Origin of the sequence: Streptomyces sp. NPDC006208, from assembly GCF_040613775.1 — a bacterium.
GTDB lineage: Bacteria > Actinomycetota > Actinomycetes > Streptomycetales > Streptomycetaceae > Streptomyces.
In genome coordinates, this window is record NZ_JBEXSW010000039.1 from 1 (window position 1) to 23,643 (window position 23,643).

Here is a 23,643-nt window from a genome sequence, read left to right on the forward strand (position 1 = left end):
AGCGCCCCGGGGCCGGCGGGCCCGCGGGGGGGCGCGGGGGGGGGGGGGGCCCCCGCCCCCCCCCCCCCCCCGCCCGCCCCCCCCGGCCGCCCGCCCCCGCCCCCCACGCCTGAGCCCGTGGCGAGAGCCTCAGCCGCGTCCGCCTGACAGCGGAGGGACAGGGCTATGCGCTGGTCAGTTGGCGTTGACCAGGTCGTGCGCAGGCACGGTCACCGTGCGAGCGCCCGGCCGGCCGCCCAGGACGACCTTGCGCAGCGCGCTGTTGTTGTTGAGGTTGGTCTCCTTGAGCCGCTTCTCGGGGTTGGCCAGCACCTGGATGTAGTAGGTGCCGTTCGGCAGGCTGGTGATGTCGAAGGACTGGCCGGGCAGGTCCTGGCTGTAGGTGTCGCCGGAGCCGACGTCGAGCACTTCCCGGACGGAGATCGAGTTCTCCTGGCCGCAGGCGGTGGACAGGTCCGTGTTGTCCGGGCTCCAGTTGGCGTTCTTCACGGTGTAGTCGACGGCGTCGGTGTTGGCCAGGCAGAAGGCCTCCTTGCCGCTGCGCACCGCTTCCTTCTTGTCGGCCTTGAGCAGCCGGTAGCTGGCGAAGTCGGTGAAGTGCCAGTGCTCGTGTCCCGGACGCGGGTCCCACTCCATGGTGCCGGTCGGCGTGTAGCCGACCTGCTTGCCCTTGGCGTCGTAGAAGTACTGGTAGGCGTCCATCAGCTTCTTGCCGGGCGAGCGGAAGCCGTCCACCACCAGCTTCGCGGGGCCGGCGTTCCACACGTTGGCGCTGAAGGCCAGGTAGTCCTTGCCCGGAACGTCGTTGCCGCCGTCACTGATGGTGATGCCGTAGGCGGGCAGCGACCGGAGGTCGGGCTTGGGCACGTCCGGTACGGTCGCCCTGCCGGTCGGCCGCTTCGCGTTGGCCTTCTCCGCGGGAGCCTTGCGGGAGCCGTCCGTCTGTCCCGACCTGTCGCCCAGGTCTGCGGCCCTGAGCCCGGCCTTCTTCAGTGCCCACGGCAGGGCGGGCGGCGCCGGGGTGTAGGGCCCGTGGCCCACGTTGTACGACGGTCCCGCCCCGCTCGTCGCGGCGGCGGGCGCGGGCATGCGCATCGCACCGTGACCGGAGTGCCCGGCCGCGTGGGCACCGTGCTTCGCGGCAGCACCCGATCCGCCAGGGCCCTCCATGCTCTGCTCGCGCACGGTCACCTTGACCGTCTGGGGCTTGTCCGCGATGCCGAACAGGTCCCGGTAGCGCTTGGCCACGGACACCTTGGCGGTGTACTTACCGGCCTTCAGCTTGACCGGGGCGGAGTAGTAGCCCGCGTAGGTGTTGGACGCCCAGCCGTTCTCGACACCCCACACCGAACCGAGGGTGAACGGGTTCACGGGACAGCTCTGCGGGTACTTCGACTGCGCCGGCGCGTCGGGGCGGATCCGGCCGGAGGCGTTGTTCGGACAGAACGCCTCCGACTTGCTCAGCACCTTCTTGCCGGCCGCGTCGGTGATGGTGACCTCGACGAAGTCCGGCAGCCCCGAGAAGTCCTTCACCAGGCCCTTGGGCAGCGTCTTGGTCCGGACCGTCTTGCCCTCGCGGATGACCTGCTGGGCGACGACCGGGTCCTTGTAGGACTTGCGGGTCACCTTGAACTCGAAGGGCGCGTTCTCGGCGGTCAGATACGTACCGAGGTCCAGGTAGACGCCGGGGTCTTCCTTCCACGAGGTCAGGGTCACCGACGTCGAGGCGGCGATCAGGCTGAGCTTCGGCGTGGACTGCGGCTTCTTGGCGTCGGGAGCGGCAGCCACGACGCCGGCGGTCACGGCGATGGCGGCGGCGACAGCGAGCGCCGGACGCCACGGTCTGGCCCGGTGGGATGTGGTCATCATTCCTCGTTCTGCGAGTGCCCGATGGGACGGTGGTGGAACAGCGGCGTACGGAACGCCGCTCATGCCGGCCCGGGTTCGTGGCGGGCACTGAGCGCGAAACCGTCTTCCATCGTGTGAGAGGTGGCGGCGGCAGCCTGGGTTGTCTGTGCGCTCGCAGCTCACGGATCAATGACCGAAAGCCGGTGGAAGGGTGTCGAATCAGGCCGTCGTCATGCCGTTTCCACCCTGTGGGGCCTTCGGATGTGGTAATGCGTGGCCGTGCGTCGCCGCCGTGATCTCCGCAGAGCGGTCCCGTACCGGAGCGCTGTCAGAGGTGATGGGCAGGATGCGTGGCACGACGACCGACAGGGCCGCCTCTCAGCTCCTGCGGACCTGGTGCTGTGACCGCATAGGTTCGCCGGGTTGGGTGGTGCCCGCTTTTCAACGTCGACGCGGCAGGTCAGTGCGCGTGGCCCCTGGCGCAGAAGTCACCGTTTCGCCAGGACGTTTCGGTAAAGGAGGTCCCGGGCGGCGTTGTGTCCATAGGTGAGCGGCTGTCCACGGACAGGTCGACGATCACGGGCATGCCCGTCGTGGTCCGAGCGCCACCAGCCACCAGTGCGGCCCGTCGGCCTGGCACTCGGCAAGAGGCCCGTGATCACCATGCCGGAACGTGAGGGCCACTGGTGTCGCAGCAGTGGTTGAGACAGCATGCGGCATGGACTGGATGCCTCTGCTCTCCACGCTGACAGGTGCCGCTATCGGCATCGCTGCCACCCTGATCGCCGATCGCAGCAGGTGGCGGCGCGAGGAAGCACGACACGCTCTGGAAGTGCGGCGCGCCGTGTACACCGAATACGCCTCCGCCCTCAAAGACGCGGGGGAAGAGATACGGGCTGTCGCCCTGGGCGATCACATGTCCGAGTCAGCGCGTGATGCGGCCGTGCGCGAAGCCTTCCGCGGGACCGGATTGCACACGGCCGGCGAGCAGCTCTGGCTCGTGGGCCCGCCGCTCGTTGTTGCGGCCGGGAACGAGGCGTTTCACAGCCTGCGTCGGATGCGCGACGCCTATGCCCGCGGGGTGGCAGTCGGCTCGGCCGAGGACACGGCCTTCATCCAACAGCGCCGCACGGCCATGGCTGAGATGCGCAACCGCATGCGTGAGGATCTGGGCATCGGACCCCTCGGGATCGAATGACCACCAGGCACCAGCGCAGGCCGTCGGCCTGGCACTCGTCACAGGCCCGTGATCGCCGCGCCGAAGGCTCAGAAACAGGCTGTCAGGCTGCGGTTTTGAGGAGGCGTCCGCCCCAGCGGATGCGGTCGGATCAGGCGTCACCACACATCCGACCGCCACGACGACCACCCCGGCGAACCTGTGCGGTCACAGCACTAGGCTCGCCGGGATCCCGGCCGCCCTGCATGGCTGTCTCTGTGCCCCTGTCCTGGTCTGCGCATCGCCGAAGGCCAGTTGCACCTTTACCAAGTCGGCAAGGGGAGCGGCAGGGCGGGTCGCCACGTCAGGGCAGCGTCCAGATCTGGGTGGTGACGGCGTAGAAGACAACGGCCCAGAACACGGTCACCGCGGCGACGATGCCGAGGCCGCCGAGGTGGGTCCTGGCCGCCGGTTCGTCCGGTGGCGGCCGCAGCCACCGCTTGAGCAGCGGGTTCACGTAATAGGGCATCGTGAAGAAGCTCATGATGAAGCTCGAGAGCAGGTTGCCCACGAGCAGCCCGAGCCAGAGCGGCAAGTGCAGAGGCGACAGGGCGAGCGTCAGCAGCACAACGGTGGGGTACAGGCCGACCCAGACCGCGACGGATGTCTTGGTCTCCGAGGGCGGCGGCGCTTGCTTGCCGTTCTCCTCGAAGGCGAACCAGCTGCCGAACGAGTTGTCCACCGTGCGCAGTTTGAAGTCGTTGAACTTCGCGCCTTCAGCGAGAAGTTCCTGCCGCTCGGTCGACGTCAGCCAGGCATCGAGGTGTTCGGCGTTGTCGAACCGGTACAGCGTGGTCCATTCGTCCTGAAGTCCCTCGAGCGGGCGGAACATCTCGGTTCCGCGAAAGCCTTCGAATTTGCTCTCCTCCTGGCTCATGTGGTGCTGCCAGTCGAGAAAGTCGTCGACGTGGTCCGGGTGTACGCGGTGGGTGACCACAACGGTCACCAGCGGATCCGTTGGCTGTGTGCCGCCGCTGACAACCTGCTGGGTTGCGGGACCGTCAAAGTACTTGCTGCCGATGTCGAGAAGACTCTGCCTGGTTGCGCTGTTCATCCAGGCTTGCAGATGGGCTATCGAGTCGAATCGGTACACGACGACCCAGTCGGGTTGCACGGGTGTCGGCGGGGAGATCTCGGCGCCGAGGTGCCCGGCATAGCCAGCGGCAGCGGCATTGACCTTCCTCTGCCACGTTTCGTACTCCTGCTCCAGTCCGGGCAGCACCTTCAGTCCGATGATGACGGTCGCCCCGGCGCCTTCGAGCTTTTCGGTGGTCATCTTGCTCAGGCCCTCGGTGCCAACTGGTTCTCGTTGAGCCGGCTGTAGATGCGTTCCGGAGTCAGGGGCAGCGCCCGGTAGGGGACGCCCGTGGCGTCGTGGAGCGCATTCGCCAACGCGGGGGCCACCGGGTTGATACAGCACTCCGCCATCCCCTTCGACCGCATGGGTCCAACGGAATCCGCCGAGGACACCAGGAGCACGTCGGTTCGGGGGACATCGGCGTAGGTGGGGATGCGGTAGTTGCGGAAGTTGGGGTTGACCATGACGCCGGTCGCGTCGACGTGGTGATTCTCGGTCAGCGTGAAGCCGATCCCCTGGGCCACACCGCCTTCCACCTGTCCCCGGACCTGCGCGGGGTTGATGACCACGGCAGCGTCGGTCGCCTGAACGCTGTAAAGGACACGGATCTCACCCGTCACCCGATGGACGGCGATCCGGAACCCCTGCGTATTGGAGACGACGCTTCGGGGTGAGCCGTAGGCCTTGCGGGCGGCGGTGAACCGAATGCCGCGTGCTCGGGCCAGTGCGACGAGTTCGGCCAACGACACGCGCTGGTCGCCGCAGACGACATCCTCGTCGTCCATCGAACACATCACGGGATGGACACCTGTGTGCGCGGCGGCAGATTCCAGGATGCGGTCGCGCACAGCATTGGCCGCCCGAAGTACCGCATTGCCCGCCACGAAAAGGCCTGCACTCGCAAAAGCGCCGGTGTCGAATCCCGTGCGGTCGGTGTCGGACTGCACCAGGCGAATCCGCGACGGCGTCGTGCCCAGCTGGTTGGCCGCGATCTGGACATGCGCGGTCGACGTACCCTCGCCGAATTCGACCGTTCCGACAGCCACCTCGTACACGAGGTCGTCGCCCAGCGTGACCCAGGCCTCCGAGATGTGTTCGGTCGGGGGCGCGGTCTCGTGCAACGAACTCGCGACGCCGGTCCCGACGAGCCAACCGGGGCCGGGGGACGGCTCATCGGCCGTGCGGGCCAAGGCATCGTCCACCAGATCGATGCACTTCGCGAGCCCGTCCTCGGTGAACGTCACATCGTCGGGGCCCTCATGCATGGCGACGAGTGGATCGCCCGGCCGCACGATGTTGCGTCGTCGCAGTTCGAGCGGATCGATGTGCAGGGCGAGGGCCAGTTCGTTCATCGCCGATTCCACTGCGAACGCCGGTTGCGTCATCCCGTAACCCCGCAGTGCCCCGCTCGGTACGGTGTTCGTATAGACGGAGAAGGCGTCGTACTTCTTGTTGGGGCAGCGGTAGATCATGACCGCAGAGCCGCCTGCGTAGAGCGTTTCGCCGCCGTGGTTGCCGTAGGCGCCCGTGTTCGACACATTGCGGACCTGGAAGGCCGTGAGCGTTCCGTCCGCCTTCGCGCCGAGCTTGACCGTCAGCGTCATCGGGTGCCGTGGAGAAGCCGTGGTGAACTCCTCCTCGCGGGTGTACTCGAAGCAGACGGGCCGCCCGGTGTCCAGGGTGGCGAGCGCGACCAGATCCTCCGAGATCACTTCCTGCTTGCCGCCGAAGCCGCCGCCGACGCGTTTGCAGAACACGCGGAGCTGATCCGGGCGCAGCGCGAAGAGATGTGCGAGCTTGACTTTCGCGATCGACGGCGACTGTGAACTGGTACGGACGTTGAGACGGCCGTTCTCCATCCAGGCGATCGAGCCGTGGGTTTCGAGATGCGCGTGCTGCACTCGCGGTGAGAAATACGTGCCTTCGTGGATCACGTCGGCTTCGGCGAACCCTGCGTCGATGTCGCCGATGTGCGAATGGAGCTCGAGCAGGATGTTGCGGGCGGCATCGCGGATGAACGGATTGTCCGCGCTGTGCAGTTGTGGCGCGTCCTCGGCCATTGCCTCTTCGGGGTGGAACACGGCCGGCAGCACCTCGTATTCCACGGCGACCCTGCGACAGCCCTCTTCTGCCGCCCCGACCGTGTCGGCCAGGACCGCAACGACGCGTTGGCCGACGAAGCGGACCGTGTCGTCGAGGATGAAGGTGTCGTCCGGATCGACCAGGTGGTCGGTGTGGATCGCCGTGGTGAAACGCCTGCGCGGCACATCCTCCCAGGTATAGACGCGGTGCACGCCGGGAACCGCGAGTGCAGCGGTCTCGTCGATCGAGACGATCCGGGCGTGCGCGTGTGGCGAGTGCAGAACCTTGAGGTGCAGCATGCCGTCGATATGGGTGTCCATCGTGAACTCGGCGCGACCGGTGACCACGTCCTCGGCTGCCGGCGGTACCACGCTCGCCCCGACAGCCTTTCCAGGCGCGGCTGTCTCCACGCCGGTGACGCCCTTCACGGCATCCTCGATCCCCCGATAGCCGGTGCAACGGCAGAGGTTGCCCTTCAACGCCCGTGGCAGGTCCTCTTTCTGGGCCTCGGTGAACGCAGCCGACGTCATGATCATCCCTGCGGTGCAGAAACCGCACTGGAACCCCGGGGCGTCGCGGAACTGTCGCTGCATCGGATGCAGGTTGCCGGGTGATCCCATGCCCTCGATCGTGGTCACCTCAGAGCCGTCCGCACGGAAAGCAGGGGTGATGCAGCTGTGCACCGGATTGCCGTCCAACCACACCGTGCATGCGCCGCAATCGCCTGCGTCGCACCCCTTTTTGACGCCGAAGTGGCCGAGTGAGCGGAGGAAGGTGCGCAGGCACTGGCCGGGGTCCGGTTCTTCGTCGAAGCTCTTGCCGTTCACGATGTACGTCATGCCACGCCCCCCGCCGTGAGTTCGCGACGTATCTCTTCGGCGAAGTGCCTTGTCAGATCACGACGGTGGCCGGGGGTCCCGTTGGGATCGGCGAACCAGACGTCGGCGGGGACGGCCTCGATGCTCTGCTGCAGGGTCCGGGCATCGGGCATGGTGGCGAAGGCAATGCGCACAGGCCGTGTGGTGCCGGCTGTGACGGTGAGCAGCAGGTCGTTCTCTCCTGGCGTTCGAGTACCGATGAGGAATACCGTCGAACGGCCGAGGCGGGTCAGTGTGAAGCGTCGGTGCGCGGCGCGTTTCCTCAGGGCGCGCACCGGAATGTCGATGCGTCGCAGGACTTCCCCGGGAGCAAGGATGTTCAGGTTGTCGCCGGTCACGAAGTCGAGGGCATCGACGATGCGCGCGGACCCGTCCGGAGCCCACAGTTCGTACTCTGCCTCAAGTGCGACCGTCAGCGTGATCATCGGGCCCGCAGGCAACGACATGCAGATGTTGCCGCCGACAGTCGCCGCGTTCCAGACCTTGAACGAGGACAGGAACGCCTGGCAGCTTTCCGCGAAGAGAGTTCCCGCGATCCAATCGCCAGGCGGCGTAAAGGCGTACAGCTCGCGGATGGTGCACGTTGCGCCGATTTCAAGGCCCGTGTCGCTCGGGACGAGGGGATCCCAGCCCAACGCTGTCAGGTCGATCAGGCGCCGCAGGCTCGGCTGCTCCGCGGAAAAAAGCCACGTTCCGCCTGCGAGCCAGGCATCGCCTTCGCGCCAGTCCGCACCGGGCCGATCGGACGGTCGTCGAATGACTTCGGTGATGGTGTTGAGGTCCATGGGAAATGATCCCCCTCACGACGACAATCGTGCGACGACCGCCTACCGAACGCGATCAACCAGCGCGTGGCGCCACTCGCGTCCGTCATTTCGACTGCGGACATTCGGCTCGATGCACTCGCCGAATGCCGGCGGGTCACGATGCGCACATGGGAGCGGCACGACCTCGAGCGACAGAAATTGAGTTTTGGCGGCTGCGGTCGAACTGCTCGCGGAGGACCGGCGGGCGCAGGGACTCCCGTCAAGCATATGCAGAACGGGCCGGCCTCGCCACAGGGCTCGGTCGACGCCCCCAGCCATGCGTCGCAGGCGGCTCGACGGCCGGGCGACGGCAGCCGCGGGTCAGCGCCGGGTCAGTCCTCGATGACCGGCCGGACGGGTGAGAGGAACGGGTCCAGGCGGACCTGGATCTCGCCCCGGGCCATCACGCGGACGCGGAACGCACCCTGCCCCGGGGGAGTGTCCATGTCGGGGGAACGCTCGTAGAGCAGGCCCCAGGAGCCCGGGAAACGGGTGGCGATGTGGTGCAGGAGGGCGTCCAGCTCTTCGGCCTCGTCGCGGCGGCGGTTCATCAGGCCGTTGGCCAGTACGAAGAACTCGCCGTTGTGGACGTTCAGTACGACCTCACCGGTCGACCAGTCGATCTCCGCGATGCGCGCCCGCAGCTCGTCGATGCCCGCGTCCAGGCTCCCGGCGTCCGCCTCTTCAGGTGATTCGGCGATTCCGAACCAGCCATGGAACTCGTACATCGCCCTCATTCCAGCGGGGTCGTGTCGATCACGGGCTCGATCCCGTAACGCCGGCCGTATTCCTTCAGTTTGTCGATGACGCCGGGACCGGGTTCGCCGTCGAAATGGAAGTACGGGGTGCGACCGGATTGTAGCGCGTACTCGAATGTCGCCTTGGCCTGGTTCCGAAGGGCGCTTCCCATCTGCATCCCCTCCGGCTTCGACTGCGCGACGTACTCGTCGCTGATCGCGTCGATCTCCCGCCCCTTCGGGTCGTTCTCGAACTTGACCCGGGACTCGCCGCCGAGGCGTTCGGCCAGGGCGTCGGCGGCGGGGTCGGGCTTGTTGACCTTGACCAGTTGGCCGAGTCCGCCGTTGTTCTCGTACGGCGCGAGGCCGAGGGGGTCGCTCCAGGTGTGGGGGTTGTGGACATAGGCGGCCGGGTTGGGGGCCGGGGCCAGGCCCAAGGGGTCAGGCGTGGTGTAGCGGGCGGTCTGCGGGTCGTAGTAGCGATGGTGGTTGTAGTGGAGACCCGTCTCGGGATCGTAGTACTGGCCCGGGAAGCGCAGTGGTGTATACGCGGAGGCGTCGGCGTTCCACGTGGTGGTGCCCCACAAGGTGGTGCGGCTGCGCCACGCTATGTCGCCCCGGTCGTCGACGAGTTCGGTCGGAGTGCCGATGAGATCGGTGGCGATGGCGAAGAACCGCGTGTCGATCTCGCGCTGCGTGGCGGAGTCCGTGAGCCGTTCCGTCTGGGCGATGGGGGTGAGCCCCTGGTGGTCCCAGGTCAGTGTGACCAGGTGCGGGGCCCCGGCCGGTGCAGTGGTCTGCTCCGCCAGGATTGTCCCGTCCCAGGTGAAGTCGGTACGCTCCAGGACGCTTTCGCCGTCGGGGGCCATACGCTCCTTGCGAGTACGGCGACCCAGCGGGTCGTAGCGGTAGCGCCAGAGGGTGCCGTCGGGCGTGATGACCTCGGTGAGCCGGTCCTCCGCGTCGTAGGAGTAGCGCCAGGTGTCGGGCTTCTTGGACAGCCGGACCTTGGTGCGCCGGATCAGACGCCCGGCGGCGTCGTGCTCGTAGCGGTAGGCACCGGCACGCACGACGTGGGTGCCCGTGTACGCGCGATCGCCCCGGGCGTCCGAGCCGGCATGCCGGTCGGGCCAGGCCGCCGTGGTCTGGTTGCCGCTCCGGTCATAGGCGTACGACTCCGTCCAGCCGGCGGCCGTGACGGCGGTGACCCGGCCGACGGGGTCGAGATCGAAGCGGCGCCGCCCGCCGAGCGCGTCGTCGACGCCGATGAGGTGGCCGTCCTCGCGATAGGTGTAGCTCCGGCGGCTGAGGCTGTGCCCGCCTGCCGTGATCTCCTGCTCGGTGACGCGTCCCGACCCGTCCCGTACCGATGTGAGGGCGAGCGTCTCACCGAAGCGGCGGACCAGTTCACGGCCCGACTCGTCGCGGGTGAAGTCCACTTCGCGGCCCCCGGCCGACAGCCGGGCGGGGCGGCCCGCTGCGTCGTACACGTACGAGGTCACCTGCCCGCCCGGCGTCATACGCCGGGCGCGGCGGCCGGCCCCGTCGTAGGCGTAGGTGATGGCTCGCCCGTCGACGAGTTCGGTCTTGACCCGGCCCTCACGGTCGTACTGGTAGATCAGTTCGCTGTCCGGACCCGAGGCCTGGAGCAGACGTCCGGCCGGATCGTAGGAGTACGTCGTGAGGTGACCCGCGGCGTCCTTGCTGATCACCCGCCCGAGGACGTCCCGCTCGTACCGGATGGTCTCGCCGAGCGGGGTGATCCTGGCGGACACGCGGCCCATGGGGTCGACCTCGTAGCCGGTGGTGCGCCCGTCGAAGTCGGTCTCGCCGGTCAGCCTCCCGGCGCCGTCGTAGGCGTACGACCAGTTCAGGCCCTGCGGATCGGTCACCCGCTTCAGCCGCAGCTCGGTGTCGTGGACGAACTCGTAGCGGGCGCCGTCCGGGTCGGTGCGGGCCGCGAGCAGATCGAAATGCGTGTACTCGAAACGGGTGACCCGGCCCACGGGGTCGGTGTGGGCCGTGCAGTTGCCCTCGCCGTCGTACGTCCAGGTCTCCCTCGCCCCGCCGGGTCCGTTACGGCACGCGAGCCTGCCCTCGACGGTCCACTCGAAGCCGGTCGTGGCGCCGTCCGGCAGGACGAGTTCGGTGATACGGCCGAAGGCGTCCCTGCGGTACCGGGTGATCCCGCCGGCGGGGTCCTCGCGCTCGACGAGCAGACCGGCCGCGTTGTGGCGCAGTCGCGTGACCGCGCCCAGGGCGTCGGTGACCGAGGCGAGGTGACCCCGGGAGTCATGGGTGCAGCGGGTGGTGCGACCGGCCGGATCGGTGACGGCGAGGCGGTTCCCGCGCTCGTCGAACTCCTGCTGCCAGCGGGCCCCGCCCTCGCGTGTCAGCCCGACGGGCAGCCCCAGGTCGTTGTATGTGGCACGCATCCCGCTGCCGTCGGGGCGGGTGACGGCGGTGAGCCGGCCGTCGTCGTCGTAGTCGAACACCGTGACAGCACCCAGGGGGTCGGTGCGCGTCAGGATGCGGTTGCAGCGGTCGTGGGTGGTGCGGACGGTCGCGCCGGTGGGGTCGGTCTCCGCGATCACTTGGAGGCGGCCGTTGACCGTGTAGCGCCAGACCTGTCCGAGAGAGTCGGTCACGGAGGTGGTGCACAGTCCCGTTTCGGGGTCCTGGTCCGAGTAGCGGAAGTCGGACCGCAGATGGCCCTCCGTACCCGTCTGGGTGACACAGCGGTCCTGGTCGTCGTAGACGAAGGTGAAGCGGGAGTCGTTGGTGTCGGTCCAGGCCGTGATCCGGCCCTCGGAGTCGTACTCGAAGCGCAGCGGCCGGCCGGAGGACCGGGTGACGTGGGTGAGATGGCCGTCCTGGTATCCGTAGCGGACCAGCTCGGTGCCCTCCGGGTCCCTGCCGGTGCCCTCGGTGGCGCCCTGCTCGACGTCGATCAGCCGCAGCGAGGTGATCCGGCCGTCCTCGGTGGTGAACGCCAGCCGGTATCCGCCGGAGTGGGTGAGTGCGAGCGGCTCTCCCCCCTCGCCGTAGTCGACGCTGATCGTACGGCCGCCCCGGTCCGCGAGCTCTGCCAGCGGCGCGATGCCGTTGCCGCCCGGCTCGGCGCCGGACGGGGCCAGGAAGTGCCGGATGTGCCCCGTGTCCGGGTCGGTGAGCGTGTAACTGCCGTCCGCGTTCCTCTCGAGCGGCCAGCGCGGGCCCGCCTCCGCGAGCACCGGAAGGCCGGGCGCCGGGTGGGGGAAGGCCAGCAGGAGATTGTCCTCGCCGTGGAAGACCACGCCGAGCGGATCGACCGTCAGCCGCTGGTCGATGGTGGAGGACCAGCTGGGGCCGAACCAGCGGCCCGCCCGGTACGACGACTCGTGGTCCCGTCGGAACTCCAGCGGGAGCGAACCCGGCAGGAACACATCGGTCTCCGCCAGCAGCATGCGCCCTGTAGCGAAGTCCACCGGCTCGCGCCCGCAGCACTTGTCCGGGAGCTTGCGGCTGGCATCCGCGGCGTTGTCCGCCCGCCGGGCCGCCTTTGCCGCGTCGGAGAGTTCGTCGGCAAGGCGGGCCGCCTTGACCCCGGCCCCCGCGCCTGCGGTGGCGGCGGTCAGCAGCGCGTCGGGGACGAGTCGGCCGAAGCCCTCGGCGGGATCCTTCATGAAGTTGTCGAGCATCTGCTTGCCCGCGCCCCACGGGTCGTTGGCGACCTGGACCAGCCCGGCGGCCATGTTGTTCAGGGCCAGACCGTACTCGGCGGGGTGGGTGATGTTGTACAGGTCGAGCGGGTTGACGCTGCGCACGAAGGTCAGCAGTCCGGCGGTGCCCTTGACGATGCCTGCGCCGAAGTGGGTGTTCATGACCTGCACTTCGTTCAGGCCGTCCAGCGCCTGTTCCGCGTACGACGGCTTGGGCGGGGCCGCGTCCCGGGCGGCCTGCACCGCGCTGCGCGCCGTCTCGGCCGCCGTGTTGCGCTGCTTGCGGGCCTCGGCGAGGATCTGCTGTGCCTCCTCCATACGGCCCTTGCCCGGATCGGAGAATTCGCCCGGCTTCGGCGGCAGGGTGGACGGGTCGCGCTGGTCGGGTGCCTGCGCGTTGTACCGATCCGCAGCCTTGTTGTAGCTGTCGAGCTTCGACTTGTGCGCGTCCCATGCCTCCTCGGACGCCTTGGTGCCGGCCTTCCACTTCTCGATCGCGCTCTGCGCCTGGTTCTGCGCCCACTCCACGGTTCCGGCGAACGCCGCCAGCGCTCCCGCCGCCTTCTCGCACGCGTCCGCGCCCTTGAACCACTTCGGCGGCTCGATCTTCACCGTCGCCCGGAACGCGTCCGCCGCCTTCCCCTTGAGCGTGTCCGAGTCCAGACCCTCGAGGCCCAGGCCGACATTGTTGAACGCCTTCTGGAAGTCCTTGAGATGGGAGGCGGTCGAGCGGATCTTCGACGGGCTGCCGTAGATCAGCTTGGTCTTGTCCTCGGTCTGCCCGAGGTCCATCTCGTCGACCTCGGCACCCATCCGGTTGGCCAGCGAACGGGACTGCTCGCGCACCCAGTCGGCACCGGAGTCCCAGCCGACGTCCTCCAAACGGTCGGCGGTCCAGTTCCCGGCGTCCTCGACGCGGTTGCCGGCCCACTCGACGCCGTCCTCGACCGCGTCCTCGACCACATCCGGAGTGACGTCGCTGATGAAATCGCCGATTCCCATGGATCAGTTGCCCCCGTCGCCCTGCTGCTGTTGCCTGGCCCTTTCCTCGGGCGACGGACCGAATGTGTCGTCCACCGCCCGGTCGAAGTCGTCCTGGTCGACGCCGAAGAGGTCGTTGAGCGCGCTCGTCCGCTGACCGCCCGTCCCTTCGGTCATCAGCGCCCGGCCGGTGTCCTTCCAGGTCTGGGCGGCCTCGTCCCCGGCCCGCTCGAACGATTCCGGGCTCCAGTCCGGGTCCAGGTAGTCCGGGGTGAACACGTCGCCCCAGTTCTGTTTGACGATCTCGTCCTCGGAGGCGTGCGGGTTGCCGACGGCGGCGTTCACCGCGATCTTGAAAGTGCCCTGGACGTACTGGTCCTCCTCCCAGATCAGTCCGGCGGCCAGACCCAGCTTCGCCGCGATGGTGTTGGCGTCCTGGATCAGGGCACGTACGCCCCACTCCCAGCGTTCGCAGCAGTCCTCGAAGTCCACCGACAGACCGTGGTGACCGGCTTCCATGCCGGTCATCGCCATGTCCGAGAACCCCTTTCCCAGCACCGAACCGGTGCTGGTGCCGACTTCCCGCAACTCGGACACCGCGGCCCTCAGTCCTTCGGTGATCCGCCGGACGCTGTCCTTGTCGACCCCCAGGTCCTTCGCGCCGCCGTCCCCCATCAGTCCCGCCCCCCGCGTGCCTCGCCGGCATCGACGGCGACCGCATCGGGCACGATGCCCACGACCGGCGGAAACAGCATCGCCCCGTCCGGATCGGCGACATTGACGGCAATCCCGGCCGGCACGCCCATCGCCGGAACGATCTCGTCGAGCAGCCGCGCCCCGCGCAACTCGGCGAATTCCCACGACCGGCCGCTGGACGACCCGTCGCCGGTGTCCCGCGCCCGCGCGAACCGGGCCAGCGCGTCCTCATTCGTGAACCCGCAGATCCAGCGCACGCCGCCGAGTTCCGCAGTCCACAACCCACCGGCATCGAAAGGCACCAGGAGCAGGGCGCGTCTCAACTCGCCCACCAGCGCCCGCGGATCACCGGCTCCCGTCCTCTGCTCGGCAATGCGCTCCTCGAGCTCGGCCCCCGTGACTGTGTCCACGCCGGATCCCCCTCGCGTTGCGACTGCATAGCTCGCGCCAGCACCCTAGGACACTGTTCAGGCAACTGGCCAGGGAATGGAGGGGATGTTGTGGCGATCCGGTCCGGGCAGCCTCAGGCCCACTCCACCGGCAGCGACTCCAGCCTGTTCACCAGCAGCCCCGTGTGCATCTTCACGTCCGCCGCCGGCACCGCCAGGCGCAGGGACGGGAAGCAGCGGGCCAGCGCCGTAAGGGCGATCTGGAGCTCCGCCCGAGCCAGCGGCGCGCCCAGGCAGTAGTGCGGGCCGAATCCGAAGGCCAGATGGGCAGTGCCGCGCCGGGACGGGTCGAAGCGGTCCGGGTCCGGGAAGCGGGACTCGTCCCGGTTGGCCGAGCAGATCGCGCCGATCACCGCGCTGCCCGCCGGAACGTTCGTGCCCGCCACCTCGATGTCCGCCGTCGTGACCCGCAGCGGGCCGCCGTCCCCGATCGGATTGACCCGCAGCAACTCCTCGACAAGAGCGGCCAGTTCCTCCTTGCCGGACGGCACGAGGCCCATCCCGCCGTCGTGGCGCAGCAGCGTGAACACCGAGGTGCCCAGTACGCCCACCGTCGTCTCATGGCCGGCGATCAGCAGCGTCATCGCCATCGTGATCAGTTCGTGCTCGGTCAGCGGGCCCTCGTCGTCATGAACCCCTACGAGCGCACTGAGCAGATCGTCGCCGGGAGTCCGCCGCTTCTCGGCCGCCAGCCCCTGCAGATAGCCGACCAGTGCCAGCTTGTGCTCCAGCATCTCCTGCGCGGTGTGCGCGGTCAGCGAGAGGATCGCGTCCGACCAGCCGCGGAACATCTCCCGGTCGGCGAACGGCACCCCCAGCAGCTCGCAGATCACGGCGACCGGAAAGGGAAAGGCGAAGGCCTCGTTGAAGTCCGCCGGGCCGCCGCCCTCGGCCATCAGCCCGAGCAGCTCGTCGGCCAGCTCACGGATCCGGGGGCGCAGCAGTTCGACCCGGCGGGCGGTGAACGCGCCCGCGACGAGCGAGCGCAGCCGGGTGTGCTCCGGCGGGTCCATCGTGAACAGGCCGCCCGCGTCGAACGGGACGGCCGTCAGCTTCGGGGACTCCGGCAGCACCGTCGCCGCCCTGCTGCACCGGGCGTCGCAGAGCACCGTACGCACATCGTCGTACCGGCTCATGAGGAATGCGTGGTCGCCGCTGGGCATGACGACCTCCGCCACCGGAGCGCCGGCGCGTAACTGCGCGTACTCCTCCGGCAGATCGGTCGCCGAGCGACGAACGGGCGGATAACTGCGCCCAGAGGAGTGGTGAGGCATGACCACACCGTCATACCCGCTGCTCGGGATGTGCTCGAGCGGGTGTTCAGAGCGACTCGGAGAGGTATTGTCGGGGCTCGCTGACGGCGGGTCGGGGGAGGCCGAGTGCTGCGTGAACCCTTGAACATGATCAAAGTGGTCCTTGCCGAGGACATGCACATGGTGCGGGGTGCGTTAGTGGCTCTGCTCAATCTGGAACCTGACATACGAGTCGTCGCCGAGGTCGGCTCCGGCCGGGACATCCTGCCCGCCGTGCTCCGGTGCGACCCGCACGTGGCCGTGCTCGACATCGACCTGCCGGGCATCGACGGACTGGCCGCGGCGGCGGAGGTGCACGCGAAGCAGCCCTCCTGCCGCACCCTGATCCTCACCGGCCTCGGCCGCCCCGGGAATCTGCGCCGCGCGCTGGAGGCGCAGGTCTCGGGCTTCATCCTCAAGGACGCGCCGCCGACCCAGCTCGCCGACGCGATAAGACGGGTGTCCGTGGGGGAGCGGGTGATCGACCCGCAACTGGCCCTGGACGCATGGGCGGCACGCGAGAATCCGCTCACCGCCAGGGAGACCGAGGTGCTGCGGATGGCCGCTGACGGCGCCGAGGCCCCCGACATCGCGGGCCGGCTGTATCTGACGGTGGGTACCGTACGGAACTACCTGACGACGGTCGTCACCAAACTCGGCGCGCGCAACCGGGTGGACGCCATCCGGATCGCCCGGGAACAGGGCTGGCTCTGACCTTTCCGCCGTGACGTCTCACCAGCCCCGGGCCGGACACCGAGCCGGCCCGCCGAGGTCGCACCCTCACACCACACTCGGGCGCGACGCCGTCCTGACCTTCGGCGGCCTGAGCATCCACCGGCTGTCCCGGCAGTGGAGGGGCACCTCCGCCATCAGATGGAAGCAGCCGTCCTCCTTGATGCCGGCGCTCAGTCTGCCGCCCACCGCGCACACCCTGGCGGACAGATTGCCGATGCCGCTGCCGCCGTCGTGGGAGGACGGCCGGTCGCCGTCGCCCGCCACTCCGTCGTTGACGACCGTGAGGACCACCGTGTCCTCACCGCTCTTCCTGACGGCGATACGGCAGCGCTGCACGACGCTGTGCCGCAGCACGTTGGTGATTCCCTCGCGCAGCACGGTCGCCAGTACGGTGCCGACCGCGTCGGGCACTTCACTCAGGCCGCAGTCGACCTCGACGTCGATGCCGGCGGCTCCGAACACCGAGCAGGCCGAAGCCAGTTCGGTGGAGAACGACATGTGCCGGTAGCTGCGGGCCACCTGCCGGGTGTCGGCGAGCGCCTGGCGGGAGATGTCCAGCACCGTGGCCAGCTCCTCCCGTGCCCTCGCCGGGTGCTGGTCCACCAGCCGCAGCGTCAGCTCGCTGCGCAGGGTGATCGCCGAGAGGCTGTACCCCAGCAGGTCGTGCAGATCGCGGGCGAACCGCAGCCGCTCCTGCTCCACGGCGAGCCGGGCGATCTCCTGCTGAGCGCTGCGCAGCCGCAGCACCATCTCGGTGAGCGCGGTCAGGCCGTACACGAGGCTTGCGATCATCACCGTGGAGACGCCGACGTAGGCGATGTCGAGCAGCGCCATCTCGCTCCATGCCGTGGTCAGGCCCATGGTGCTCACCACCGCGAGCACCGAGACCAGCCATGACCACGGCGCGCGCAGCGTCAGCAGCAGCGATCCGGCCAGAAAGCCGGTCAGTCCTACCCAGGCGGTGCCGAGCAGCAGAATCGGCGGATACGTGAGCATCACCTGGACCGCCAGGATGACGTACTGGTGCCGGCGCTCCAGCCGCACCCGCCGGGGCGCCGACAGCACCACCTGGGAGGCGAACATGCCCAGGAGAGCGGCCGTACCCACGGCGAGCTGCAGCAGGTTCTGCCGGACGGCCAGCAGATGGAGTGTCGCGGCGGCCAGCACGCTGCCCAGCGCCACCAGCAGAATCGCCTGGGCGATCTTGGGTGCCAGGCCCGCGTCGTTCGAGCCGCGCCGGTCCATGAGCGGTGCTCGGTGGTCCGGGCCGAGCACGTGCTGTGTCTCCGCGTGTTGTGTCTCCTGGGCGTGTTCCACGTCAGACATGCGACCCCCGATTGACCCCCGACGCACTACTGCGCGTGCATGGATCCTAGGGGAGCGCGGCCTGGATGCGACGGTCATTACCGGGCGAACACTAGACAAACAGTGGTATGGGGTTGAGCTCTTCGTAGGCGATGGGTGAGGCGCGTCGGCCGAGCTGCACCGGTACGTCGTAGAGCCGTCCCGCCCCGAACCGTGCCCAGAAGTGCCGCATTCCCGGCACCATGACCTTGACCGCGGGAAGGCCCAGGTCGGGCCGGGTCTGGTCGAGAACCAGGAGCTCCAGGCCGCGGGCGCGCAGCAGTTGCTCCGCGGCGTGGACGTCGTCGAGGAGATCGGACCGCAGGGTGTAGGGGTAGTCGGTTCGGCGCTTGGCGGGAACCAGCGGGTCGGGTGCCAGGTATGGCTGGTTCTCGACGGTGCGGCGTGCGCACCAGTCCGCGAGCACGGGGTCGTCCGCAGGCGGCTGCAGCACCGAAGCAAGAAGCTGGTTGAGCTCCGTGAGTGCCCTGCGCAGCGCGATGCCGGGGTCGAAGTGGCAGCCGAAGCCGAACATGATGTCCTCCTCCGGCTTGTCGATCCGCCGGGAGACGGCCACCATCGCAGGGATGCCGAGGTCGGAGGTGAGGTCGAGCACCCAGAACTCCCGGTTCAGCATGGCGTACTGGGCCCGCATCTCGTCGATCCACGGGTCGGTGAACGAGTCGATGTCGACCGCGGGCTGGCTGGTGCGGTTGTACCACCACACGGCCACCGCGTCACGTTCCACGATCTCGAAGAAGCCCTGCAGCACGGCGTCCTCGAGACTGCTGCCCGCGGCATTGCCGTTGGAGTCGGCGAGGGCGAAGCACGGTCCGCTCGCCGGCGGGGCGGAGAAGTACAGCATCCGCGTCGGCAGCAGCCGGTGCCTGCCCCGCGTGAGCGACCAGACCGGCGTCCAGTCGATGTCGGCCTCCTCGTCGAACGGATCGCAGATGTACTGGAACGGCGGCTGTACGGCGTTCCACCGCCGCCGCTCCGGATACTGGCGCTCGTGGTAGAGCTGGCACTCGTTGGGATGGACCGCGCTGTCGGCCAGTTCGGCGAACCTTCCCCGGATGCGGGGTTCGTCGCCGTGGAGTGTCGCGGAGTAGCGTTCCACCGCCTCGCAGAGCGCGCCGACCTTGGCATCGAGCGCGGTGACGCCCTTGCCGCCACTCTGGCAGCGCAGCCCGGAGCGGAAGGCCGCGAGCGAACCGCTGGGCAGCGCCGGATTGGGGCCCGAGTAGTACGAGTTGAGGAAGTCGGGTCCGCCGGGCGCACGCTGCAGCCCGGTGACCACACCGGTGACCCGGCCCACCAGGTGCTCGTAACGCTCCAGGACCTGCTCGGGCGTGAGCGCACGGTGACCGTTGCCGCTCAGGGTCTTCTTGGGGCGCGAGGTCAGGACGATCGGCCGCTGGACCCGATCCCCGACCAGCCGGGGGTCGCCGCACTGCGGGCACTGGGGGCGCCTGGCGACCTGATGGGCCTGGATGCCGAGCTCCAGAGTGTCCAGCACCCGGATCGCCGACTGGTTGGTACTTCGGTACCCGGCGATCCACTTCGCCGCCTCGATGGCGATCGTCTGGAAGGCCAGCGAGCGGCTCGCCGCGATCGCCGCACGTGGCGGCGCGGGTGGCACGGGCAGCCCGAGGGCCGCGCCGACATGCTGCTCGGGCCGGCGGTGATGGCTCAGCCGGTGCGCCATGCAGTGCCAGCAGGCCCCTTCGCCGGGCTGGAACACCGGCCCGACCCATGGTTCCACGCCATGAGGTTTCGCCAGCATCCACGGGCGGCCGCTGCGGCGCTGAGCTGCGTCGATGTCCTTGAGCTGAGGCAGGAGATAGTCGTCGCACAGGACGACCGTGAGGCCCGCCGGACCACAGCCGCCGGGGTCGCTGATCGCGACCCCGGCGGCGTGGAAGGCGTCCCGGGCGGCCGGCGCGCCGAGGGCGCGGAGGTCCACGAGCCGGACCATGCCCTCGGACAGCGCGGATCTCGCACGTGCCGCCTCGAGACCTCCGGCCTCCCAGAAGGCCGCGGCGTCCTGGGAGGCCGGGTCACACTCGAGCGGCGCCGAGCTGCCGGTGATCAGATTGGCCTGCTTCAGCTTTCCCAGGAGTAGTCCGAGTTCTCGCACGGACAGCATGCCCTGGGTGTCCCGCACGAGAGCGGGCAGATCCCTGCTGCCGTCCAGTAGGGGCGCGAGGACCGCGATGGCCTCGCCCTCGATCGCGGTGACACCCTGCTCGGAGACCAGATAGGTCGCCTCGCCCGGTACTACGGCGGTCGTGAGGTGTCTCCTGAACCCGATCCGCTGCCCGAGGGAATTCACCAGCGGCTCACATACGGCCGCGGCCGGCGGCGCCCTGTGCTGCAGGCGCGGGAACGAGGTCCTGCCGGGTGGCGCAGAAGCAGGGCTGCACCCCGTGAACGCCGGAGCCGTCGCCGGATTCGGTGGACAGATTGATGATCGTCACTTCGGTGTCGGTGTCCGCCGGCAGTGCCGGGATGACACTTCCGGGTGCGACCGGAATGCCGAATTCGGCGAGAACATTACGGGGCTCCAGCGCATAACGCAGGGCCAGTTCCGGCTGCAGACAGGTCCGCGCGACGAGTTCCGCGAATCGCCAGTCATGCTCGACCGAGCTGGTGCGGGCCACTTGAACTGCGGTTCCGCTGGACGCGTAACCAGACATCTTCTTGCTCCCATCGTCAACTGAACGGTGCCGGGAAGGCGTTGGCCTGTGCGGATGTTCGGCTGCGCATACGAGAGCAGTTTGTGCGGCGTGACTGGAATCGAACAGTGGGGGCATCACCTCCCTGGATGTGAAGATTTCATAGGCCCGTTCCAGGTGATCTCCATATGAGGCATGTGAACTGCTCACTGTTCCTGCGGATGTCCCGCATGACAGCCTGCCCTGAACCGGCTTTCCGCCACGGAGAAGCCGTCCGACGGGGTGAGGGAAAAGGACATGCCGAACTGGGGGCGCAGAGTGCGCGTGGAGGTTCTGGGAACTCTGCGCGGCGAGGCCGCGGGAGTGTCCGTACTTCCCAGCGCCTCCAAACCACGGCAGATCCTGGCGCTGCTCGCGCTCAACGCCCAGCACATCGTGCCGGTACCGGTGCTGATGGAGGAGCTCTGGGGCGCCGGCCCGCCGCGCAGCGCGCCCACCACGCTGCAGACCTACATCCTGCAGCTGCGCCGCCGACTGCGCTCCGCCATCCCCGAGTCGACCGGTGTCTGGGACAAGAACGTGCTGGTGACCCGGCACGGCGGCTATCTGCTGGACGTCGAGCCGGCCGATGTCGACGCGCTCGAGTTCGACCGGCTGGCCGGCGCGGGGCACACCGCGTTCGAGCTCGGCGACATGGCCAGGGCGTCGAGGAACCTCACCGCGGCCATCGAGCTGTGGCGGGGGCCCGCGCTCGCCGACGTACCGCACGGACGGCACATCGGCATCGAGGTGACGCGACTTCAGGAGAGCAGGCTCGGCGCGCTGGAACGTCGCATCGGGGCCGATCTGCAGCTGGGCCGGCACCGTGAGGTGCTGGGGGAACTGTGCGCACTGTGCGAACGGCACCCGATGCACGAGAGCCTGCGCGCCCTGCAGATGCTCGCCTACTGCGCCGACGGGCGCTCGTCCGATGCGCTGGTCGCCTACAAGCGACTGAGGGAGACCCTGGTCGAGGAGCTGGGGCTCGAGCCCTCTCCCCGGACCCAGCGGCTTCACCAGGCCATCCTCCGTGGTGAGGAAGCCATTGATGAGTGGAGCGGCCGCGGGCGTATGGACGGTGACGGCGTACTCACCGTCTGACGTCCTGCCAGCTCATCCGCTCCACCTCGCTCCAGCTCCGGTCAAGCGGCCTTAAAGCGGTGGTCGTGAGGATCGGGGCCCGCGTAGTCGAGAAACCGGTGCGGTGTGAGGAGGGGGCGTGAACCAGTATCTCGCAGTGTCGCCCGGCATACCGGAGTTGCCCGAGCCCGCGTTCCGACTGTTGTGCTTCCACCACGCGGGCGCGGGCGCCCTCACCTTCGCGCGTTGGCGGCCCCGATTCCCGTCGCAGATCCAGGTGCTTCCGGTACGGCTTCCTGGGCGGGAGACCCGGCTGCGTGAACCGCGCATCACGGACGCCGCCGAGCTGCTCGCCGAACTCGACACCCATCTGAGCCCGTTGCTGGATGTGCCGCACGCGTTCTACGGGCACAGCCTGGGCGCACTGGTCGCCCACCGGTTCGCCCAGCACCGGGTACGCGGCGGGCACCGCCCGCCGGACCTGGTCGGTGTCGGCGCTTGCGCCGCGCCCCATCTGCCCACCCCGCTCGTCGAGCAGCCCGATCTGTCCGACGACCGGCTGCTGGCCGCACTCGCCAAGTACGGCACGCTGCCGCCGTATCTCTTCGAGCGGCCCAAATGGCTGGGCATCCTGCTCTCGACCATGCGCGACGACCTCCGGCTGGCGCGCAGCCTGCGGGCGCAGGACGGCGATCCGCTGCCCGTACCGCTGAACGCCTTCGCCGGAACCGAGGACAAGATCGCAACCGCCGAGGCCGTCGGCGGCTGGAGCCGGTACACCAGTGCCCGCTTCAGCCTGCGCACGGTCCCTGGCGGCCACTTCTTCGTCCGCGATGCCGAACTGCCCACCCTGCTCGCGGCAGAACTGCGCCGTGTGGTAGCGCACCGTCCGATCGCCAGAGCCTGAACGCCTCGAAGGGAGTAGCGGACATGGACATCAGCGTGTTGGGGCCCTGCCGGGTCGTCCAGTCAGGGGTCTCTGTCGTCCCCACCGCCGTCAAACCACGCAAGGTCCTCGCCCTGCTCGCCATGCACCCGGACCAAGTGGTCTCGGTGGGCTCGCTGGTGGAGGAGCTGTGGGGCGAAGCCCCGCCGCGCAGCGTCCAGACCACCTTGCAGACCTACATCCTGCAGCTGCGCAATCTCATCGCCGCATCACTCGGCGCGGACCGCAGGCCCGAGCTGCCGAACGGCGCCAAGAGCATCCTGGTCACCGAGTCGGGCGGGTATCTGCTCGACACCCAGGGCGGCGTTGTCGACGTCTGCGAGTACGAACGTCTCGCCGGCTCGGGGCACCGAGCCCTGGAGAGTGGCAACTGCACCATCGCATCGGACTCGTTCCGCAGGGCCCTCGCTCTGTGGCGTGGGCCCGCGCTCGTCGACGTCCAGTGCGGCCCGCTGCTGGAGATCGAGGCGACCAGGCTCGAGGAGTCCCGCCTCAGCATACTCAACCAGCGCATCGAGGCCGATCTGCGGCTGGGCCGTCACCATGAGCTGGTGGGCGAACTGTCCGGGCTCGCCGCCCAGCACCCGATGCACGAAGACACGCAGGGCCAGCTGATGCTGGCGCTGTACCGGTCGGGACGGCGGGGCAACGCGCTCGAGGTGTACCAGCGGCTGCGCGGTGTGCTCTCGCAGGAGCTCGGACTCGACCCGTCGCCGCGGCTGCAGCATCTGCAGCGCGCGATGCTCGAATCGGCGTCCGAACTGGAGATCCAGACCGGTGCCGCCCGCGCCGGTGCGGGCGTGGGCGGCGGCGTGGAGCGGTCCCTACGGCTGCGCTGAACGCACGACGGCCGACGGCGACGACCGGTCCAGGCACCCTCCCGGCCCGGCTGCCGCCGGTGGGCCCCGCCGCCACGGCCGTGACGTCGCGCGCGTACGGATGCGTCGACGCCGTGGAGGGAGCGGTTCCCACTCTCAGGCGTGTCGTCGCGCCCGTACGGATGCGTCGCACGCGGCCGCGCCGTGGTGTTGCGTACGGAACGCGATGCCCGCCGGCG

At 69.0% G+C, this 23,643-nt stretch carries 17 protein-coding genes; 5 read left to right on the forward strand and 12 right to left on the reverse strand.

What is annotated here, in order from left to right:
* Positions 1-174: 174 nt before the first annotated feature.
* Positions 175-1,869 (reverse strand): lysyl oxidase family protein, encoded by a 1,695-nt coding sequence (locus ABZ208_RS27970; RefSeq protein ID WP_356912223.1) that lies wholly within the window; start codon positions 1,867-1,869, stop codon positions 175-177.
* 697 nt (positions 1,870-2,566) lie between these two features.
* Here ABZ208_RS27970 and ABZ208_RS27975 point away from each other — a divergent pair.
* Complete coding sequence (locus ABZ208_RS27975; RefSeq protein ID WP_356912224.1) at positions 2,567-3,046, forward strand: hypothetical protein; 480 nt, start codon at positions 2,567-2,569, stop codon at positions 3,044-3,046.
* Between the two features lie 322 nt (positions 3,047-3,368).
* On the opposite strand, the gene ABZ208_RS27980 is transcribed toward ABZ208_RS27975, so the two are convergent.
* The 8 genes from ABZ208_RS27980 to ABZ208_RS28015 all read right to left on the reverse strand — a co-directional run bounded on the left by ABZ208_RS27980 (position 3,369) and on the right by ABZ208_RS28015 (position 15,746).
* Positions 3,369-4,340, reverse strand: coding sequence for an antibiotic biosynthesis monooxygenase (locus ABZ208_RS27980; protein WP_356912225.1), 972 nt, complete (start codon positions 4,338-4,340; stop codon positions 3,369-3,371).
* A 5-nt stretch (positions 4,341-4,345) separates the two neighbouring features.
* Positions 4,346-7,063 (reverse strand): molybdopterin cofactor-binding domain-containing protein, encoded by a 2,718-nt coding sequence (locus ABZ208_RS27985; RefSeq protein WP_356912226.1) that lies wholly within the window; start codon positions 7,061-7,063, stop codon positions 4,346-4,348.
* A complete protein-coding gene (locus tag ABZ208_RS27990; RefSeq protein ID WP_356912227.1) occupies positions 7,060-7,887 on the reverse strand; it encodes an FAD binding domain-containing protein in 828 nt (275 codons plus the stop codon). Before ABZ208_RS27990 ends, ABZ208_RS27985 begins: the two co-directional genes overlap by 4 nt.
* Before the next feature lie 353 nt (positions 7,888-8,240).
* Positions 8,241-8,636 (reverse strand): Imm7 family immunity protein, encoded by a 396-nt coding sequence (locus ABZ208_RS27995; protein WP_356912228.1) that lies wholly within the window; start codon positions 8,634-8,636, stop codon positions 8,241-8,243.
* Positions 8,637-8,641: 5 nt separating this feature from the next.
* Positions 8,642-13,348, reverse strand: a complete 4,707-nt coding sequence (locus ABZ208_RS28000; protein WP_356912229.1) for a putative T7SS-secreted protein — start codon at positions 13,346-13,348, stop codon at positions 8,642-8,644.
* A gap of 3 nt (positions 13,349-13,351) precedes the next feature.
* The gene (locus ABZ208_RS28005; RefSeq protein ID WP_356912230.1) at positions 13,352-14,002 is read right to left on the reverse strand and encodes a hypothetical protein; all 651 of its coding nucleotides are present in this window, start codon (positions 14,000-14,002) and stop codon (positions 13,352-13,354) included.
* Positions 14,002-14,433 carry a hypothetical protein gene (locus tag ABZ208_RS28010; protein ID WP_356912231.1) on the reverse strand — a complete coding sequence of 144 codons (432 nt, stop codon included), beginning with the start codon at positions 14,431-14,433 and terminating at the stop codon, positions 14,002-14,004. Before ABZ208_RS28010 ends, ABZ208_RS28005 begins: the two co-directional genes overlap by 1 nt.
* Positions 14,434-14,546: 113 nt before the next feature.
* The gene (locus tag ABZ208_RS28015) at positions 14,547-15,746 is read right to left on the reverse strand and encodes a cytochrome P450 (RefSeq protein WP_356912232.1); all 1,200 of its coding nucleotides are present in this window, start codon (positions 15,744-15,746) and stop codon (positions 14,547-14,549) included.
* Positions 15,747-15,872: 126 nt separating this feature from the next.
* Here ABZ208_RS28015 and ABZ208_RS28020 point away from each other — a divergent pair, with 126 nt between their 5' ends.
* Positions 15,873-16,478: a response regulator transcription factor gene (locus tag ABZ208_RS28020; RefSeq protein ID WP_328393776.1), complete on the forward strand. Its 606-nt coding sequence runs from the start codon at positions 15,873-15,875 to the stop codon at positions 16,476-16,478.
* A gap of 66 nt (positions 16,479-16,544) precedes the next feature.
* Here ABZ208_RS28020 and ABZ208_RS28025 read toward each other — a convergent pair whose 3' ends face one another.
* The 3 genes from ABZ208_RS28025 to ABZ208_RS28035 all read right to left on the reverse strand — a co-directional run bounded on the left by ABZ208_RS28025 (position 16,545) and on the right by ABZ208_RS28035 (position 20,542).
* Positions 16,545-17,825: a histidine kinase gene (locus ABZ208_RS28025; RefSeq protein ID WP_356912233.1), complete on the reverse strand. Its 1,281-nt coding sequence runs from the start codon at positions 17,823-17,825 to the stop codon at positions 16,545-16,547.
* A gap of 91 nt (positions 17,826-17,916) precedes the next feature.
* On the reverse strand, positions 17,917-20,178 hold the full coding sequence (locus tag ABZ208_RS28030; protein WP_356912234.1) for a TOMM precursor leader peptide-binding protein: 2,262 nt from the start codon (positions 20,176-20,178) through the stop codon (positions 17,917-17,919).
* Positions 20,179-20,185: 7 nt separating this feature from the next.
* Positions 20,186-20,542 carry a hypothetical protein gene (locus ABZ208_RS28035; RefSeq protein WP_356912235.1) on the reverse strand — a complete coding sequence of 119 codons (357 nt, stop codon included), beginning with the start codon at positions 20,540-20,542 and terminating at the stop codon, positions 20,186-20,188.
* Positions 20,543-20,818: 276 nt separating this feature from the next.
* On the opposite strand from ABZ208_RS28035, the gene ABZ208_RS28040 reads away from it, so the two are divergent.
* The 3 genes from ABZ208_RS28040 to ABZ208_RS28050 all read left to right on the forward strand — a co-directional run bounded on the left by ABZ208_RS28040 (position 20,819) and on the right by ABZ208_RS28050 (position 23,425).
* Positions 20,819-21,661: an AfsR/SARP family transcriptional regulator gene (locus ABZ208_RS28040; protein WP_328393768.1), complete on the forward strand. Its 843-nt coding sequence runs from the start codon at positions 20,819-20,821 to the stop codon at positions 21,659-21,661.
* A 118-nt stretch (positions 21,662-21,779) separates the two neighbouring features.
* Positions 21,780-22,547 (forward strand): thioesterase domain-containing protein, encoded by a 768-nt coding sequence (locus ABZ208_RS28045; RefSeq protein ID WP_356912236.1) that lies wholly within the window; start codon positions 21,780-21,782, stop codon positions 22,545-22,547.
* Between the two features lie 23 nt (positions 22,548-22,570).
* Positions 22,571-23,425 carry an AfsR/SARP family transcriptional regulator gene (locus ABZ208_RS28050; protein ID WP_328393764.1) on the forward strand — a complete coding sequence of 285 codons (855 nt, stop codon included), beginning with the start codon at positions 22,571-22,573 and terminating at the stop codon, positions 23,423-23,425.
* The last annotated feature ends 218 nt before the right edge of the window (positions 23,426-23,643 follow it).